At 31.8% G+C, this 18,894-nt stretch carries 10 protein-coding genes; 4 read left to right on the forward strand and 6 right to left on the reverse strand.

Features of this window, described 5'->3' with window-relative positions:
- Positions 1–29: 29 nt before the first annotated feature.
- On the reverse strand, positions 30–731 hold the full coding sequence (locus V9L04_RS06805; RefSeq protein WP_338793334.1) for an SMI1/KNR4 family protein: 702 nt from the start codon (positions 729–731) through the stop codon (positions 30–32).
- Positions 732–910: 179 nt separating this feature from the next.
- Complete coding sequence (locus V9L04_RS06810; RefSeq protein ID WP_338793335.1) at positions 911–3,616, reverse strand: 7TM diverse intracellular signaling domain-containing protein; 2,706 nt, start codon at positions 3,614–3,616, stop codon at positions 911–913.
- A gap of 548 nt (positions 3,617–4,164) precedes the next feature.
- On the opposite strand from V9L04_RS06810, the gene V9L04_RS06815 reads away from it, so the two are divergent.
- The 4 genes from V9L04_RS06815 to V9L04_RS06830 all read left to right on the forward strand — a co-directional run bounded on the left by V9L04_RS06815 (position 4,165) and on the right by V9L04_RS06830 (position 10,560).
- Entirely contained in the window at positions 4,165–4,620 is a 456-nt protein-coding gene (locus V9L04_RS06815; RefSeq protein WP_338793336.1) for a DUF1569 domain-containing protein, read from the forward strand.
- Between the two features lie 37 nt (positions 4,621–4,657).
- A complete protein-coding gene (locus V9L04_RS06820) occupies positions 4,658–5,206 on the forward strand; it encodes an HD domain-containing protein (RefSeq protein ID WP_338793337.1) in 549 nt (182 codons plus the stop codon).
- 78 nt (positions 5,207–5,284) lie between these two features.
- Entirely contained in the window at positions 5,285–6,256 is a 972-nt protein-coding gene (locus V9L04_RS06825; protein WP_338793338.1) for a hypothetical protein, read from the forward strand.
- A gap of 596 nt (positions 6,257–6,852) precedes the next feature.
- Positions 6,853–10,560, forward strand: a complete 3,708-nt coding sequence (locus V9L04_RS06830; protein ID WP_338793339.1) for a DEAD/DEAH box helicase — start codon at positions 6,853–6,855, stop codon at positions 10,558–10,560.
- Positions 10,561–10,676: 116 nt separating this feature from the next.
- Here V9L04_RS06830 and V9L04_RS06835 read toward each other — a convergent pair whose 3' ends face one another.
- The 4 genes from V9L04_RS06835 to V9L04_RS06850 all read right to left on the reverse strand — a co-directional run bounded on the left by V9L04_RS06835 (position 10,677) and on the right by V9L04_RS06850 (position 18,811).
- Positions 10,677–12,944, reverse strand: a complete 2,268-nt coding sequence (locus V9L04_RS06835; protein ID WP_338793340.1) for a T9SS type A sorting domain-containing protein — start codon at positions 12,942–12,944, stop codon at positions 10,677–10,679.
- 96 nt (positions 12,945–13,040) lie between these two features.
- Positions 13,041–17,147 carry a T9SS type A sorting domain-containing protein gene (locus tag V9L04_RS06840; RefSeq protein WP_338793341.1) on the reverse strand — a complete coding sequence of 1,369 codons (4,107 nt, stop codon included), beginning with the start codon at positions 17,145–17,147 and terminating at the stop codon, positions 13,041–13,043.
- A gap of 81 nt (positions 17,148–17,228) precedes the next feature.
- A complete protein-coding gene (locus V9L04_RS06845) occupies positions 17,229–17,942 on the reverse strand; it encodes a hypothetical protein (protein ID WP_338793342.1) in 714 nt (237 codons plus the stop codon).
- Between the two features lie 128 nt (positions 17,943–18,070).
- Positions 18,071–18,811, reverse strand: coding sequence for a hypothetical protein (locus V9L04_RS06850; protein WP_338793343.1), 741 nt, complete (start codon positions 18,809–18,811; stop codon positions 18,071–18,073).
- Between the last annotated feature and the right edge of the window lie 83 nt (positions 18,812–18,894).

Here is an 18,894-nt window from a genome sequence, read left to right on the forward strand (position 1 = left end):
AGTTGTAATTAAAATACAGAAAAATAGATTCAAATTTCTCTTTCTACTTCTATAATCTTACAGTTTTCTAAAAATTCTGAAAAATTATTTCCTACCTTGACAAAGTAAGCTCTCTTTATTTGGTCTATAATTATCTGACCTTCTATGGTTTCTTCGTCTATTTCTTCATAACTAGTGATATTGTACTGTTTAAAAATTGTCTCAATTCTGTCATTGTAAAAATCTCCATGAAAATTTGCAGGATGGTCACACAGTCCGTAATTATAATAAACTGACCCATATTCTTTTTTATCTAATGATATACATAGCATATCAGCACAATCTGGATGACTACATTTTGCAATAGACATCATATTATTTGGTAGAATATCAAAGTCAAGTTTTGAATGTTCATTAGAAGCTACTAATTCAGCCATTTCCCAATCCTCAACTTCATTCTCATCCATATCATCTTCTAACCAAACTACAAAAAAGGCAACTAAACAAGGTCTCACAGGCTTATTATTATCTTTTGCCCACCTTAAAGGAGTTTCAAAAACCACCTCTTTTTGATGTTGAGTAATTTCTGTATCCTCTATATAACCTGGCAAAACATAGCCTCCATTATTTTTTAATAAGAATGATTTGTAATCATCAGGAATGGAATTATAACCAAACTCCTGACTTAGTATAGTATTTAATTTAGAGATTAAATTTTCTGTCAAAGATGGAAAAGAATGTACTAACTTCATGAAGTAAAAGTAATTAAATAGGATTTATTCTTTTTGATTATAGACATATACAATAGAAAAATAAGTTATTTGGTTGTTGGTGTCGCTTCACTAAAACACCAACAACAGCATTACTTTATGTAACACACCCAATTATTTTTCCATGAAGATTTCAGATTTCAAAGTTAAAATCCATATTTCTACAAACGTATTCCTAAAAGGGTAATATCATCTCTTTGTTCAACATACTGTTGATGTCTTGATAATTCTTCTGTCAAAAACTCGCCTTGTTTTTCCATTGGTTGAGCACTTATTTGTTCTAACCAAGTGAGTAATTGCATAGTACCTATTTTCTTTTGACGTGGCGAAGATTGGTCAACATACCCATCAGTTGTAAGGTAAAGAGTATCTCCTTCGTTGAGCCAAATTTCTTCTTGTTCGAAGGGTTTATCATTTCTTCCTCTTCCACCAATAGTCTTTCGTGTACCTTTGAGTTGATGTAAAGCACCTTCACTAACATAATAAAGAGGACGTTTTGCACCTGCAAAAACTACTTTATATCTGTTTATTTCTTCCAAATGCTCAATAGAACACAGACAGACATCCATTCCATCATCATTATGATAAATATCTTGCTTTAATGCTTTTTTGATACCAATATGAAGATTATCCAAAATTTCTGATGGCTCTTGTGTTTTAGAAAGAATTTGATTGAGTTGCATAGTTCCAATCAGTGACATAAATGCCCCAGGAACACCATGTCCTGTACAATCAATAACAGCAATAAACTTTTTGTTTTCGTATTCTTCTATCCAAAAGAAATCTCCTGAAACAAAATCTTTAGGTTTATAAAGTAAAAAATGCTCTTTAAAAACACGCTTGAAACGACGTTCTCCAGGCAAAATTACACTTTGAATATCTCTTGCGTAGCGTAACGAATCTGTAATTTGTAGGTTCTTTCTATCAATTTCATCTTTAGCTAATTGAATAGTTTGATAGGCATCATAATTTGAAAGGGCAATCGTAATATAAGCAGCCAAACTTTCCAAAATACGATAATGATTACGAGAATAGGCATTTTTGAGTGGACTTTGTACTGTAATTACACCCAAGAGTTTTTCTTCTTGAATCAAAGGATAATAAATGATAGAATTTCGTTCTTCTACCAAAACACCACGAGCTTTTTCTTGTAAATACTGTGAGTATTCCTCATCAAAATCAGTAATAAAGACAGGTTTTTTATTTCTAGCACACCATGTAGAAAGTCTATCATCATTAATAGGTGCTTCTCTATAAGGAACCATAACTCCATCTTTGTAGAAATGACTAAAGCCTATCATTTCTCGTTCGGCATCATAAGTTCCAATACCAAAAACGGTAGCATCCATCATTTCATCAACGTGTTTATAAACTGTATTTATAATCACTCCAATATCTAATGAAGCTGTAATATCTCTTCCAATATCACTCAAAAGATTAATATCCTGATAGGCTTTTCTAAGTTCGCCTTGTTGTCCTTTTAGGTTTTCGTTTGCTTTTTCAATTTGTTCTTTTTGTCTTGTAACCTCTTCTTGTTGTGTAACGAGTTCCATATTTATCTTGGTAATTTCTCGTGTACGCTCTGCTACTTCTTTTTCTAATTTTGTTTTTTGTTCTTCTATAAGAACTCTATTTTCATCGTTTCGACGCTCTATTTCTGTACGTAGATAATTTACTCGGTCAGCTAGTCCTAAAGAAACAAACAAACCTAAAAGAATATCAGCTACCTGTGAAGCATGCATAGAAAAATAACTTCTAGGAATCAACTCCAATTGTGCTAAAGCAAATATCAAAATCCCTCCAAAATATACAATATTAGCAGCTAATAAGAATGAAGCAGGACGGTGTTTGAACTTGATAACAATACCAATATTAACAACTAAAGCAATACTTATAGTAAACACAAGCAAGAATACCATCCACTGCATTTTGTATAAATCTATAAAAGTAAGTGCAAATATGACTAAACAGAGACCTGCTATACCAATAAAAAATTTATCCCAAAAAGGAGCTACTTTTTTTAGATTTAGAAAACTTCTGAAAAATAATGTGTAGAAAAACCAAAGCAGAGCTGTAACAGGAACTGTCAATAACCAGTTGAGAGTAGGGTCATTAGGGATAAAAAATTCTATCAAATACTCTTCAAAAATCATGTTAAGCGTGGCTGCCATAAACAACAGCCCCACATAATATAAATAACGTTTGTCATTGAATAGAAAAGAAACAAACAAACTATTAAGAGCCAAAAGAACCATTGCTCCCAAATAAAATCCTTGGTAATAACGACGTTCTTTAGATAATTCGATAGAACGAGCCAAATCCTCTATGGTGAGATGTTCTAATGTATTGAGAAGTCCTTTATTTTGCTTAGCAAATGCCGTACGGTGTTCTACACGAATGAAAAATGTTTTAGATTCAAATCTATCTAAAGTAATCACAAAACAAGCTGAACGGTCAATTTTGATATTTCTACTGGTGTGAGGGAAAATAATTCCGTCTTCACTTCTTATATAGCTAATTCCGTTTGTAGTGGGTGTATAAAGATAAGCTACTTCTGCATCTTTTGCTTTTAGGAGGTACAATTTACGAGAAGAAAATGTGTTTTTTAGGGTAAAACGAACCCAATAAATATCTGTTTCATCATCATAAATAGGTTTTACATCTTTATAAAGCCTAAAGTCTTTTACTTTATCAGTTCTGCTTACATCGTCTATTGTATATGTTCCTTCTGTATCTGGCAAAACAAATACGTTTTCTCCTAAAGAATAAACTTTAGTAGAATCATTCAAATCAAAAGTTTGTGCTTGAAGAGAAAAATGGAATGAAAAACTTCCTAAGAAAAATAATACCAAGCAAAAAACCTTCAAAATCGAATTGTTTTTGAAGTTAAAATTGAATGAAGAATGATTTTTTATAAAAAAACGAATTGGCAAAATGAATGTATTTAGCCTTAAAAATAATATTTTTAACAAAATAAAAAACACAATTTGTTTTATAAATAATTATCAATGATAAATTATTATATTACAATTTGATGAAGTGTTTAATGCTTTTTTTAGTTTTCTTTTACTGTAAATCTAGCCAAAAGATACTAACTTTTTTGATTTATTGCCAAACTTATTTTCAAGTTTAGTTCTCTTATCAAATTGCAGAAAACTCTTTTTCTGATTGAATAATTTAAATTTAAGGAAAAATTAGACCATTTGCTACTATCTTTCTTTGTTTAATTCTCTATTTCTACCAATCATTAATTTATTTCTATGAATAAAATTTTGAATTATTTTGATAGGATGATATTATGCTCTCAATATTAGCATACCAAGCATTTTGGAAGAGTTTTAAAAAAAATAATAAGTATATTGTCTTTATTTTTAGCAAAAACATAAGTATAACCTAGCTATAAAAAATAGAAACAATGAAGAATATTTTTGAAAAAACTGTTGTTGAGCAGACTATCAAGCGTATAGAAAAACTATCTCCAGAGACTCAACCTCTTTGGGGAAAAATGAGTGTAGAAAAAATGCTTGCTCATTGTAACGTAACTTATGAAATGATTTATGAGCAGGAAAAACACCCAAAACCAAATGCTTTTATGAAATTTATTCTCAAAACTTTTGTTAAGAGCCAAGTAATAGGAGAAAAACCATACAGTAGAAATGGACAGACAGCACCTCAATTTATCATAAAAGATGAACGAGTTTTTGAAGCAGAGAAAAAACGCCTAATAGACTATATCACAAAAACACAAGAACTAGGTCAAGAGTATTTTAATAATAAAGAATCTCACTCTTTTGGAAAACTATCTAAAACAGAATGGAATAATATGTTTTACAAACACCTTGATCATCACTTATCACAATTTAATGTCTAATTTTCTTTAATAAAATACTATAAACCAATAATAATTTATGAATACGACTGATTTGTATAGAAATGCCTTATATTTTGCTTGTAAGGCACATAATGAACAAAAAATGCCTGCTTCCGAATTACCTTATTTTCTTCATATCACAGAAGTAATGACCGAAACATTGCTTGCTTTTCAAGAAAAAGAAACGAATGATAAAAATCTAAATCAACAATTAGGTGTTTTGGTTGCTATTCTCCACGATACTGTTGAAGATACTTTAGTTACATTAGAAGAAATAGAAAGTCAGTTTGGTGAAGAAGTAAAAAACGGAGTTTGGGCAATGACAAAAGATGAAAAATTACCAAAAGAAGAGCAAATGAATGATAGCTTAGAAAAACTTTTGAAACAGCCAATAGAAGTTCAGTTTGTAAAACTAGCTGACCGAATAGTAAATCTTAAAGAACCTCCTCATTATTGGAACATAGAAAAAAGAATAAAATATCAAGAAGAAGCTAAACTCATTTTAGAAAAACTAGGAGATGCAAGCCTTTATTTAGCCAAAAGATTGCAAGAAAAAATAGAAAATTATGAACAGTATTTTGTTTAATAAAAAAACATTTCTCTACTTTTGTCTCTATTACTTTTGTTTCTATCTTCAATTCTCTCAATTTTTTATTAAAAAACAATGAAACATATTCTATCATTCAATTCAAAATTTCTTTCAATCTGTCTTTTGTTTTTTTCTTTTACTCTGCAAGCTCAAGATTACACTTTCAAACCAGCGTGGAAAGTAGGAACAGAGAAGAAAATAATACGCACTACTATACAAAAGAAATATGAAGCTGATAGCCTAGTAGAAAGTTCTGAATTAGTAGAAACAGATTTTCTGAAAGTAATTGAGGAAACAAATGAAAATTATATGTTAGAAATCTTTAAGGAGAATTTAGCGATAATAGCAGCAAAAGAGTTTGATGAGAAAATAGAAGAGAAGTTACCAAACTATAAGCATACAAGGTTTCGTTACGAGCTAAATAAAAGCACAGGTGAATACAAGCTCTTGAACTGGCAAGAAGCTAAAAAATCGATAGATGAGAGTTTTGTAGAACTAGAAAAATTGTTTGAAGGAACAGATAATGAAGGAATGACTTCTCTTATTTCTCTTATCGTTACCCCTAATTTTATGAGTGAAGAAGTGGCTATTGAGTATATGAAAACTCAGATTGATTTTCTATTTATTCCATTTTCTGAAAAATCATTTAGCTTAAATGATACTATTTCTATAACTCAATCAGATACAAGCCCTTTCAATCCTATGCAAAAACTTTCTGTTAAAAATTTTCTAGCGTTAGAAAAAGTAGAGAACAACACAGCAATTTTCAAACAGAAAATGGAAATGGATATGTCAGAAATGATTGATATGGTAAAATCTATGATGCTATCTATGACAAAATCTATGGATATTAGTGAGGAAGCAAAAGCAGAAAAACTAAAAGAAATAGATGAAATAGAAATGACTATGAATCACGAACAGTTTATCATTTTTGATATAAAATCAAGCTGGGTAGAAAGCTCAGAAATGACAATGAAAGTTGGAGGTTTTGATCCTCAAAAAGGAAAAAGACTTGACATAACAAGTTATAAAATTACAGTAGAATAGTATTTACGTCTCCTAGATAAAATAAAAAAAGAAACCCTTTTTCTAAATTAAATAGAAAAAGGGTTTTTTTGACTACATAGAAACGCTAAAAATAGGAGTTTGAAAAAAATAGGCTTTCACCACAAACTTAACCTGCTGTTTCTATTCATTACTTGCTCACAATCAATAAAAAAAAATTCTAAAAAAATAAAGTTTCTGCTAAAAATAATTTGCTTTGAAGTCCTTCCTCAACAAAACAAATGACAGTTACTTTGAGAACTTTTCTTTAACTGTGATTCGGTTTACTTATTTCAATCGGTTTGCCAATTCGGTTTTTAGTCAAAAAAAAAATTCACTCTTTCTGTTAGAAAACCCCCAAACAGCATTTATATAGCTCAAAAACAAGGTTTTTAGTTTAGTTCTAAGAGTAAAAAATATTTTTATAGTTAACTCCCTTTCTTAATAAGTAGTAATACTATTTCATTTTGGTAGGATTACATTCCCATTCTGACAAAAAAAAGATTCCAAAATCCAATTATTATCATTTCCCTCAGAAATATTGTATTTTTGCAAATCAAAATAGCAAGTTATTAAACTTAAAAAAGGATAATATAAAAATGGCAAAAGGATTTGGAAAAACATGGTGGGGACAAAAATGGTTAGAAGCCTTCACAGATATAGATGATACAGGCAGACTTACACGAGGAAGAACCTACGCACGAAATGGCTCAATTTCAAAAAAAGTAATTAGAGGAACAGCAATAGAAGCAAAAGTGAAAGGCAGCCGTTCGACTCCTTATTCTACTTATGTAGAAATGAAAGCCTTTGATGAGATGGATAAAAGGATAATTTTAGAAACTCTTCAAAAAAAGCCTGAACTTTGGCAACAACTCACTCAAAGACAATTACCAAAAGAACTTTTTGATTTATTAGAACAAGAAGATATTAGTCTTTTTCCGAAGCGTTGGCGAGATTTTAGTGCAGGTTGCTCCTGTCCAGATTTTGCCATGCCTTGTAAACATATTGCAGCTTTGATTTATTCATTTTCAGAAGAAATTGATGCAAATCCATTTTTGATTTTCCTGTTGCATGATTTTGATTTGCTTTCTTATATCGAACAAAATGCCCAAAAACAAAAAATGGCTTCTATGCCAAAATGGGAAGAAAAATGGCTTTTATTAGAGGAAATAGAAGAACTTCCAGAACCAAAAGAAATAGAAAATTTAGATATTTCTTTTGCCCAAATTCCAGACCTTCAACAGACTTTACTACAACTTCTTTCGCCTAACCCTCCTTTTTTTGAGAAAGAAGATTTTAAAAGTATTCTTCAAACTACCTATCAAAAACTACCCAAAACGATTGAGGAATATTGGAAAGATTACGAAACAGAAGAGCAACGAGAAGAAGATAAAGAAGAATTTTATAATTACGAAAAAAATCAATCTAAAAAGGAAAAGCAAGATAAAAATTATTATGAAATAGAACGCTTCGAATTTACTTTTGATGCCTCTTATTCACTCCGAAATACATTTAAAGTAACCAAACAAAAGAGAAAATTAGTCAAAACCAAAATTGATAATGGCTTTGGTTTCTTATTGGATTTGTTCTATACACTTCCCACAACAGAAATAAAACGCCTTTCAGAACAGTTACAGGTTTTATTCAAAATTCATCAGTTTGCGCTTGCACTCTTGGAGCGTGGTGCGATTGTTCCAACTATTTTTAGCAATCAAAAAAATGAAGTTTTTATACGTTGGCAACCTGCTATATTAAATCCAAATATCAAAGAAATTCTGACGCAAATTTCTGAAACCATTGATATTAGAACAGTCAATATAGGCTTAAAATCAAGGGATAAAGAAAAGACAAAAGCAAAAGTAGAACCTCATTATACAGACCAAACAGAATCTACCCTTACTATTTTGGGAATGATTTTGCATTTTTATATAGAAGAATCTTGGATAAAAACTCGTTATAAAAAGCGTCTTTCATCTCTCAATATGAAGATTGAAAGTATCTTTTTTATGAACATGGCAATGAATTTTACAGGCTATCAAGAAAAAGATATGCCTCATCTTATTCGTGCTTGGCTGGGTAAATTCTTACTTTCTGAACGAAAATATGTTCCTATTTTGTCTATTCAAGAAAATTTTGAAGAAGGAGAAACTGACCACGAAAGTATAAACGATTATGAGGAAGCAGACGAAACTTTCAGTTTAGAAATTTTGATTGAAGACAAGGAACATAATCATAAACATCAAGAAAATGAAAGCCCACATATTCCACTAGCCATAATTTTTGAAGATGATTCTTTTGAAGATGTGCGTTTGCCTATTGTGCAAGATTTACAGATTTTGTCTGATTTTTTGGGAGAGATAAAAGAAATTATCGAAACGCAAGGACAGATACAAAAAGAAATAGAAGCAACACGATTAAGCAAAATTTTGATAGATATTTTTCCAGTTTTACAAATTTTGGGAATAAAAATATTATTACCAAAACGACTAGAAAAAATAGTCAGACCAAAATTAAAAGCAAGCCTAAATTCTAAAAACAAAAAAGAAGAATCATTCTTAAAGCTAGGAAGTGTTTGGGATTTTGATTGGGAAGTAGCTATGGGCGATGAGAAAATTTCGGCTGCTGATTTTGAAAGAATGATTGCTCAAAAAGCTGGCTTATGGCGATTCAGAGACCAATATGTTTTGTTGGATGAGAAAGAAATTGCTTTAATTGTAGAGCAATTAAAGAAAAAAAAGAAAAAATTATCCAATGCAGAGCTTTTACAAACAGCACTTACAGAAGAATACCAAGGCACAAAAGTCGAACTCAGTGATAAAGTAAGAACTCTATTGCAAGAACTCAAAGAAGCTCCAAAAATTGAAACACCTAAAGACTTGATAGCTACACTTCGTCCGTATCAACAAGTTGGTTATGAATGGTTGTATCAAAATGCAAAACTGGGTTTGGGTTCTATTTTGGCTGATGATATGGGACTTGGAAAGACCCTTCAAACCATTACTTTTTTATTAAAACTGAAAGAAGAAAATCAGTTGGGAGGAGAAAATCAACCTGCTTTGGCTGTTCTTCCAACAACACTTTTGAGCAACTGGCAACGAGAAATTGAAAAGTTTGCGCCTTCACTTTCTTTTTATATTTATCATGGAGCAAATAGAAAATGGCTAGATAATAAGGATTCTTTCAAACCTGATATTTGGCTTACAACCTATGGAACAGTCAGAAGCGAAGACAAACGTTTTGCCGAGCGAGAATGGTCGTGTGTGATTATTGATGAAGCTCAAGCCATAAAAAACCCTGCTGCTGGACAAACAGAAGCTATCAAGATGCTGCAAAGTCCTCGTAAAATAGCACTTTCGGGTACGCCTGTCGAAAATCGTTTGAGTGAATATTGGTCTATTTTTGATTTTGTAAATGAGAATTATTTGGATGTTTTATCGAAGTTTAGAACTAATTTTTCTATTCCCATAGAAAGAGATAGAGACGAACACAGAGCAGATATTTTCAAAAAAATGACTGCGCCTTTTATTATGCGAAGACTCAAAACAGACAAAAGTATCATTGATGATTTGCCAGAAAAAATAGAAAAAGACCAAATTTGTAAGCTCACTAAAGAACAAACTTTGCTTTATGAAACTACTTTGAGAGAAGGAATGAAAGTAGTAGAAGAATTTGAAGGAATAAAAAGGCGAGGAATTATCTTGAAACTCATGATGCAACTCAAACAAATCTGCAATCATCCTGCTCATTTTTTGAAGGAAAGCACCATGAAAATAAGTGATTCGGGAAAAACAGCATTACTTTTAGAGATTGTAAAACAGATTTATGAAGCCGATGAAAAAGCATTGATTTTTACTCAATATACCAAAATGGGAGAGCTTTTAAAAGACTTTTTACAATCTACTTTTCATACACAAGTTCCCTTTTTACATGGTGGACTGACACGAAAAGGAAGAGATGAAGCTGTTGAGGTTTTCCAAAATGAAGAACATTGTCCATTTATGATTTTGTCGTTGAAAGCTGGGGGAACTGGACTAAACTTGACTGCTGCAAGTCATGTCATTCATTTTGATTTGTGGTGGAATCCTGCCGTAGAAGCACAAGCGACAGATAGAGCCTACCGAATTGGACAAAAAAATAATGTTTTGGTGCATAGAATGATTACCAAAGGAACATTGGAAGAAAAAATAAATGAGCTTTTGCAGTCTAAGAAGGAAATTGCAGATATGGCAATCTCTACAAATAATGCGTGGATAACCGAAATGAATACAGGCGAATTACACGAGCTTTTTTCTTTGAAGAATTTGTAGAATGTTAAAAAGGGTGTCTAAAAAGTATTCATTTAATAAAAAAATACTTGAAATTTGCTCAAAAACATCTTTTTTTGAGCTTTTAGACTTTTCGGACACCCTCTTTTTATATGTAATTAAATTCTAATAATTTTTTTTGTAATACATTGATTATTACTTTTTAATTCTATGATATACATTCCCTTTGGAAACTTTGTCAAATCGATTTTTCCTTCCAACAGCCTTTCTTTTTTATCAAAAACTTCTTGATAGACGATAAAACCTAAAGTATTGTATAAAGAAATAACTTGCTTTCCTCCATTTTTATTTTGAATACTAAAAGATACAAATTCTTGTGAAGGATTTGGATAAATACTTAGTTTATCTATTTCATAAAAGTCAGAGTTTGAAGGTTTTTTGAAAAGAAGTGTAAATCGCTTTGCATTATTTGCTTTTTCGGTTACAAATTCATATTCTTTATTTTGCTTTAAGTCGTGAAGTGTTTGGGTAAGTGAATCATAAAGGTATAGCTCACTCAATGAGTGAAAGTATTTTATTTCCTCTACACTAATTGTATGCTCTCCAGCTTCAACAACATTAATAGCTAAAGGAATTGTTATGTTTTCATCAAAAAAGTCAAGTCCATTGATTGCAAAATCTTTGTCTTTATTGTCATAAGAATAAAGTGTAGAAAAATTACTATTTGCTTTATGAATTTTAATAGCATCATACTTTGAATCAAAGTTTTGAGTTGCACCTTTTATAAAATAAATAGCTGTTTCATCTGTTTTTCCACCTTTAGAAATAGATAATTTAATTAACCCTTCTTTCAAGTTTTTTTGCTGTGCAACTTTAAAAAAACGAGCATCTTGAAAAGTTGTTGGTCGGTCTTCATTTTTCAACTCTAATGTTCCTATTGGTGCAGTTGCTTGTACAAAAAAACCTTGTCCGATAGCAATATCTTTTGTTCCTCCATTAATACTAACTCCAGTTCCTGCTACATAATATGCAAAAGTTCCTTCGTATTGGCTTGTCGGAATATCATAATAAATTGTGTTCGAAATATTACTGTTTCCTGCATTACTAATTACCTTTTCCCAGTCTAAAGGAGATGGAAATGGATTTCCTACCAAGTTAAAACCATCTTTATTAAGGGCTATCATTTCTGTTCCTCCACTATTTGTAATTGTGAGCGTTTGAATTCCATTATTGAAACTTCCTTTAAATTTTAGTGTTTGAGAATTAGCAATATTTACTTGATATCCTTTTCCTACTTCTAGGGTAGTAGCTGAATTATTACTTGGAACTTTGTAATTAGAAATAAAATTACCATAAAACTGACTTGTTTTTTTTCCTGCATTTGTTTCATCATATTGAAAAAAAGTTGGGTACGGACGTACATAAGCAGGTTCAGTAGCTGTATTATAATTTGTATTCAAAACTAGATTCATAAAAGGTTCGAACTGAGCGATTGTAGCATCTGAAAATGGAGAAGAAATCAAACGATAGCTTGTTCCATCAAAACCAACATTATTTGAATTAGGAATAGTAGAAGGAGTAGGTAAATACCTTTCCATAACTATTTTGCCTTGAATTGTATTCGTTTCAGATTCATTAATGACCATAGCTGTTTTTTCTGAATTAGAACGTAAAGCAAACTCTGTATTTTCCTCTACGTCCATTTGTCCAGTTGCTTCTAAATGCACCAATTCTGAAACACTCATTTTTCCTATAATTGTGAGTTTGTTTCCATTATTTATTTTAATTTGATTGATTTCTATTTGATTATATGCATTTGCATCAGAAGTGAAAGTTAGATTTTTATCAATGACTATATTTTCGTCATAATTACGATAGGTTACTATTTTCAGAATATCACTTGGGTTTGCTTCGTCAATTGCTGTTTGTAGAGAGTTGTATAAAGATAAAGTAGTTTGATTTTGAATATCAGTAGGAGTAATAATTTCAATATAGGCTTCTGTTAGACTAGGAGTAACTCTAGAGTTGTCAGATTGAACCAAAGATGTAACAGGACTAACAGAGAAAGGCAAATCAATTCTATTTCCTGTACCTACAGAAGGTTTCACTTGAAAATCTATAGATATAACAGTTTCACTTTCAAAATCACTTGCAGTAGTGGTTATCCACAAGAGCGTAATTTTATTAGAAGCAATACGATACCTAAAACCGTCTAAGGTAGAAGTTACATTAAGGAAAGACAGCTTATTTTCATCAAAATCAATAGCCATTTGTCCACCTTTTACATCATCTGCTATTAAAGTATAATTTATTGTAGCAGTTTGATTTGGAACACTTTGCGTATTTGAGCCTATCAAGCTTTGTGCTTTTACTTGAAAAATAAATGAGCAGAAACAAATAAGAAAAAAGATAATTGAATATTTCATAGCTTTATAAATTTAGAGTTAAGATGTTTTTTATAAAAAGTAGGTAGCAAAAAAATGCTACCTACTTTGATTTTTATTGAATTGACTGACTAACTTTTATTCTATCACTATCTTTTTGACAGTAGAGAAAGAAGGAGAACTGATAATCAAGTTGTACATTCCTTTTGCTGCATTTGGAATAGTAATTTGATTCTTTCCTGCTTCAATTTCTGTTTCAAAAATAGTACGTCCTGTGGCATCTGTAATAGAGATAAAACCTACTTCTGGACTTTGGATAAAGAAATTCCCTTTATTTGGGTTGGGGAAAATAACAATTTCATCAATTCTTTCTTCTCCTTCTTCTGAATCTGTTTTTAATAAAATCGGATAAGGAATTTTATTTTCATTGACATATTCAAAAGAAGTAACATTAGCATCTGGATTCTTTGTGATAAAAGAAAGTAAGATTGTATTTTCATCTACAAATCTATCTTTGCCGTTACTATCCATACCAAGAACTACAAGTTTGTTTTCTCTACTTCTGTGTTTCAAATCAAATACTTGCGAAGTCAGTTCTTTTCCTTCTCCCTCAAAACGAGCAGAAAATATTTCTACATCAGCTGTATTGGTAGTAATGAAAGAAACTTTGTATTCTTCGTTTTGCAGTTTTTCCACTTTACGTTCTACATAAAGAGGCAATATTTCTATTCTATCTGTCGGACGAGCATACTCAAAATCTAAATCACCTAGTGCAATTGCAGTTACTTCAATTGTTGTATTTTCTGTAATTGTTCTTGCAGGAATTCCTTCTGCATAACGAGGCGAAAATGGATTTGTAGCTGCATCAATGGTAGTAAACACCCAATCTGGAGTATCATTCCAAGGAAACGTATCTCCAAAGAATGCATTGATAATCATATCTATGTCTTCCAAAAAATTCTCATTATCTTTATTTACATCCCCAGCAATTTTAATAAACGAAGAGAATTCTCCCTCATCAGCAATAACCAAGTCATTTGCAATGGCAATATCAAGGATTTCTACAAAGTCTGCATGAGGAGTAGTAAAATTGTCTTTTTCTACTAAAGCTGAAAATTCTGTATCAAGCAAGTGAGGAAGAACTACTTCTCCGTTTGCATTTGTCGTATAAGTCTGTCCTTCTACAATCACTCTTGTATTGTTTACAGGCTTTCCATCAGCTGTTTTTACCCTTACAGTTATGTCTGCTAAAGTAGGCTTACAAATTGTTCCATTTTCTGATTCTATATCTAATCTATTTCTGTCCTCGTCAATGGCAGCTACTCTAGTAATTTCTGCTGGAATACAATCTTCGGCTGTACTGCTTCGTGTTACTTTCACTTTTAGTAATTCATCTCCAGAAGTCAGACCAAAAGTAGAGCCACTGGTACTAGAAACAACAGCTCTAAGCTCAAGTACATTAGGAGCTATTTCAACGATTCTATGACTGACTGCAAACAAAGAGGGCAAAACCACTATTTCGGTAACTCCAGTATAAGTAACTCTAAATGTAAGATAAGAAGCAAGTGGCGTGTTATCTCCTTCTAGGGTGTAACTCTGTTCTACTTCGTTTTGATTAGAAGTTACATCGTTTGCTTTCAAAGCTAAATCGGCTGTTGGGGGTGGAGGAGATGTAGCTGTTACTTCTAGTTGAATTTCACAACTAATTGCACTTGCGTTACTTATAATAACTAATACTCCATTATGCAAACCTACGCTTGTTGGACGAGCTACAATACGAACACTCAAACTTTCTCCCACTTGTAGGGTAGTTTGACTTGGCACTCCTCCTACAAATTCAAACGTACTTGATATAGCTGATAGTCCTACAGCTTGAACTGTAACAGGTTGACCTCTAGCCGTCAAGACAAACTCTTGTTCGATTGTATTTCCAACTTCTATATTAGGAAAAGCAAATGTTTCAGTACAGTTTACTGGAGTAATATCCAAAGTTCCTCTGTCAGTACCTTCTCCTGTTAATGTAATAAAAAATGTTTGGTTTTCATACTCAATAGTCAATGTTTTGCTAAAACGTCCTGTGCTAGTTGGAGAAAACTGTGTGAGCAAACGATAGTTACCACCAATACCAATATTTGTAGCACTTGTGATAGGATTTGCTAAATAAAATGGATTTTCTAATGTAGTTGATGAAATACTTAACTGTGTGGAGTTGTTATTGATTAAATAAATAGGAACATCTTTTGTTCGTCCTACTTCGATAGAACCTACATCAACAGTACCTCCATTTTGAACTGGGTTAGTCAGTCCAACTGCAGACACCTCTAGTATATTGTTTTGTAGAGACCCTGCATAACCTGTTTCAATAATGTAGTCGTTAGAAGGTGTCATACAGTCATTGTAGGCTCTAGCTCTGTATGTATATTCTTCACCTACTACTACATTGTTATCATAATAAACTTGGTCATTGAAAAATATAGTGGTAGGGACAAGCAACTCTACAACCCCACTTGAATTAACACGAAATATTTCATACTGATAGTTTCGTTTCAAAGCTGGTAGTTGTACTTCAATTCGGTCGCTGAACGTACCGTCTGATGCTTCCATACTTCCACTTCGGATAGCTTGGTTTATATCAAATGGATTTGATAAATGTGCATAACCTTGTGTACTTACAGGAGAGGATAGATCATTTTGGCAATTACTGTTTTGTCCAAATACTTCGTAAGTATGAATATTTTCATCTAGCAAGTTAGTGTCTGTATATTCTAATTCATTACTAGGAATTACAGCAATTTGAGTTCCATCACGCATAATTACCCATCTATCAGGTACTTGTCTGAATACATCTTGAATAGTCAAAACTACTTCATTACAATTACCCTCCGTAGCTGATACACTATAAGCAGGTAGAGCTTCACAAGGAGGAGGCGTTGAGAAAATACGAGTAAAAGAATAACTACTCTCATTTGCTCCACAATCTGAACGAACTTGCCATTCATATGTAGTATTTGCAGCTAACCCTGTAAGAGAAAAATTACTACTAGTAGGAACATCAACTATCCAACTACTTGTTCCTTGTTCTCTATGACGTAGATTATAAAAATTTGCAGAAGAAATAGTATTCCAGTCTAAATCAGCACTAGAAGTAGTAATATTATTTTCTGTTGTTCCTGTTGGTATATCGCAAGATACTTCGGTTGTGAAAGTGCGAATAGGAGAATAATCGCTATTTTCAGAAGGACAGTGCGATCTTACTTGCCATTCGTAAGTAGTGTTTTGGTAAAGACCACTAAGAGGTAGATTACTACTAGTAGGAGCGTCAACTATCCAACTACTTGTTCCCTGTTCTCTGTGACGTACGTTATAAAAGTTTGAAGAAGAAACACTAGACCAATCTAAACTAACACTTGTTGCTGTAAGATTATCTTCGTATGTGTTTGTTGGAATATCACAGGCTGCATCAGTAGTGAAAGTTCTATTCGCAGTATATAAACTTGTGTTTCCTGTACAGTTTGTACGCACCCTCCATTGATAGGTTGTACTTGGTGTGAGGAGATTATCTAATCTATAAGAACTAGTAGAAGTTGTAACTATTTGCCAAGTCCCTCCCATTTCTCTCCACTGAACAGTATAATCATTACGATTTGCCATAGTATCCCAGTTCAAGATGGCAGAGGTAGTAGTAATATTTGCTTCTGTTGTTCCTGTTGGTGTGTTGCAAGGTTCTGGCGCAACATTAGTAACTGTAATTACAATATCAGGAGTTCGTGCATGAGTAAACGCATCACTTACATTAGATTCTAATACTCCTTTGAAAGTTTGTGAACCTGTGAAATTAGAAGGAAATGTATAACTAACTGTAAGTAGAATACTACCACTATTAAATGTAGTGCTTGCATAGTTATTTCCTACTCCTAACCAAGGAGCATCACAGATTGTAGAACGAATATTGAATTCACCACTTCCAATAAATGCAGTTGAATTACATTTTACTGCTTGAAAAGTAACTGTTCGAGTAGATTCATTGATATTAGAAACTCGCCAGCGAATTTCATCTCCCTTATATGTATTTATATTTTGAGAGCCACTCACTTGATTGCAATCTACATCTAATGCTCCACAGCCAGTAAATTGAGTAACAGGAATAGAGGAGGTAATAGTAACTTGAGCAAAAATATTCTGACTAACACCCAAAAAAAGGCAAGCCAAAACCAGTAGTTTAAAAGTCTGAAATATCTGTTTCATAATTACGAAAGTTTGAAAAGTTGACTAGATAAAAAGAAAATCTCAAGGATAAAAAATACTTATCCTTGAGATAAATGAGATTTAGTTACCAATAAAAAGCATATTATGTCCTCCAAAGCTAGAGCCAGAGCGCATATTAGCTAAGAAAGCAGCAAAATTAATTGGCTTAAATTGGTTGTTAATATTTGATTCTGTAGGATTCAGAGTGTCTGTATAATATACAGTAGAGTTATAAATACTGCCCTGCCAGTTAATAGACCATACAGTCCTGTAATGACTGATACCACTAACTTTACCAATAATTAAAAATGGAGATTGGTAAGTATCAAGATGATTAATCATGTTTTTTACTGCTTGAAATTGACTTGTTGGAGCTGTCAAGTAAGTAGAGCGATCATCATAATTTTCAGCAAACCACTTTATTTTAGTGATATAACTACTATTGTTGCAAGCATTACGAACACGAGTAACTTTGGGATAATTTACTTCATAAGACAACCCATTACCACGACGAATCGCTGCCACAGCACAAACATAAGATGTCCAACTACATTCACCTGGCTTCTGCTTGAGGTGCTGATATGCATACTTAAACTTTGATTGAGAACGATATATACCTACAGAAATGTCAGAGTACGAGTTTGCTGACAAAATTGAGGCTTGTGTACGTATTAATGATTTGCTTTGCGTTTGCTGTTCCATTTCTTGTATAATTTCCTTATCTGTACAAGAAGTTGAATAAACAGAAGTAGATAAGAGCAAGGCAGATAAAATACATTTTGAGATAATTTTCATAAAAAACTCTTTTAAAGATTCTAAAATAATTACTATTTCAAAGGTCTTTAAAAAGAGTTTTACTTAAAAATTAGTTTTTTTTTGAGGCGTAAAATCAAAGGTATTCGTCGTATTTCTTAAAAAAAACTTTAACTGTGCCTTCTAAAAAACTTAATTCCTTCCTTTTTAGCTGTTTCTCTATACATTATTTTTCCATTTTCTAATTCAAAGTAAAGAGTAGCATGATTATCTTTTCCTTTTTCTCTTTCTACTTTCATAATATAACTTTCATTTACAAGCAAACTTTTTCCATGTGCTTGCGTGAGCGTAGAAATGTAATCTTTTGTAGTTGGATCTGTTATGTCTTTGAGATTGGTCGCCATTTCTAGAATTGTTCCATTTTTTAAATAAACATCTAATACAGATTTTTCTAGCTTTTTTTCTATAAAAACAATGTCTTTTATATTTATTTTCTGTGCTGCAATACGTACAAAAAGAGCTTGTTCAGATCTAAACTTTGATAACAGTCTTTTTAAAAGTGTGTCCATTCCTTTAGAAATAAAATCTTTTTTATCCAAAAATTCAAATGGTCTGGGATAGCCTTTAGATTCGTGTGCTGTTTCATACAAATGTTCTTCTTTGGTAAGGTAAGCAAACTGAATAAACTTGTTATGTTCAATCAATCGTTTAGCAAATTCAAAACCTGCTAAAGGACGTTCTAATTCAATATCCAAAATAAATAAATCGGCATTAGAAGAAATAGCTTTCTGAAATGATTCGTCGCTTATATCACTTACTTCTCCTGCTATAAAACAACCTAATTTTTTGAATTCTGTGACTAATTCTTCTCTTACAGAGTAATTATCTTCTACTAAAAAAATTCTTATCATTTTTTTTTTTTTAATGTATGATAAATCAAAGTAGTAGTTTTACTTATCGTTTCATACATAAAAATAAATTATTTAAACAAACA

The sequence above is a fragment of the Bernardetia sp. MNP-M8 genome, from assembly GCF_037126285.1.
Lineage (GTDB): Bacteria > Bacteroidota > Bacteroidia > Cytophagales > Bernardetiaceae > Bernardetia.

Excerpts from the sequence above, each read along its gene's own strand:
- V9L04_RS06805 (WP_338793334.1), bottom strand. The coding sequence starts at position 731 with ATGAAGTTAGTACATTCTTTTCCATCTTTGACAGAAAATTTAATCTCT.
- V9L04_RS06815 (WP_338793336.1), top strand. The coding sequence starts at position 4,165 with ATGAAGAATATTTTTGAAAAAACTGTTGTTGAGCAGACTATCAAGCGT.
- V9L04_RS06820 (WP_338793337.1), top strand. The coding sequence starts at position 4,658 with ATGAATACGACTGATTTGTATAGAAATGCCTTATATTTTGCTTGTAAG.
- V9L04_RS06825 (WP_338793338.1), top strand. The coding sequence starts at position 5,285 with ATGAAACATATTCTATCATTCAATTCAAAATTTCTTTCAATCTGTCTT.
- V9L04_RS06830 (WP_338793339.1), top strand. The coding sequence starts at position 6,853 with ATGGCAAAAGGATTTGGAAAAACATGGTGGGGACAAAAATGGTTAGAA.
- V9L04_RS06835 (WP_338793340.1), bottom strand. The coding sequence starts at position 12,944 with ATGAAATATTCAATTATCTTTTTTCTTATTTGTTTCTGCTCATTTATT.
- V9L04_RS06840 (WP_338793341.1), bottom strand. The coding sequence starts at position 17,147 with ATGAAACAGATATTTCAGACTTTTAAACTACTGGTTTTGGCTTGCCTT.
- V9L04_RS06845 (WP_338793342.1), bottom strand. The coding sequence starts at position 17,942 with ATGAAAATTATCTCAAAATGTATTTTATCTGCCTTGCTCTTATCTACT.
- V9L04_RS06850 (WP_338793343.1), bottom strand. The coding sequence starts at position 18,811 with ATGATAAGAATTTTTTTAGTAGAAGATAATTACTCTGTAAGAGAAGAA.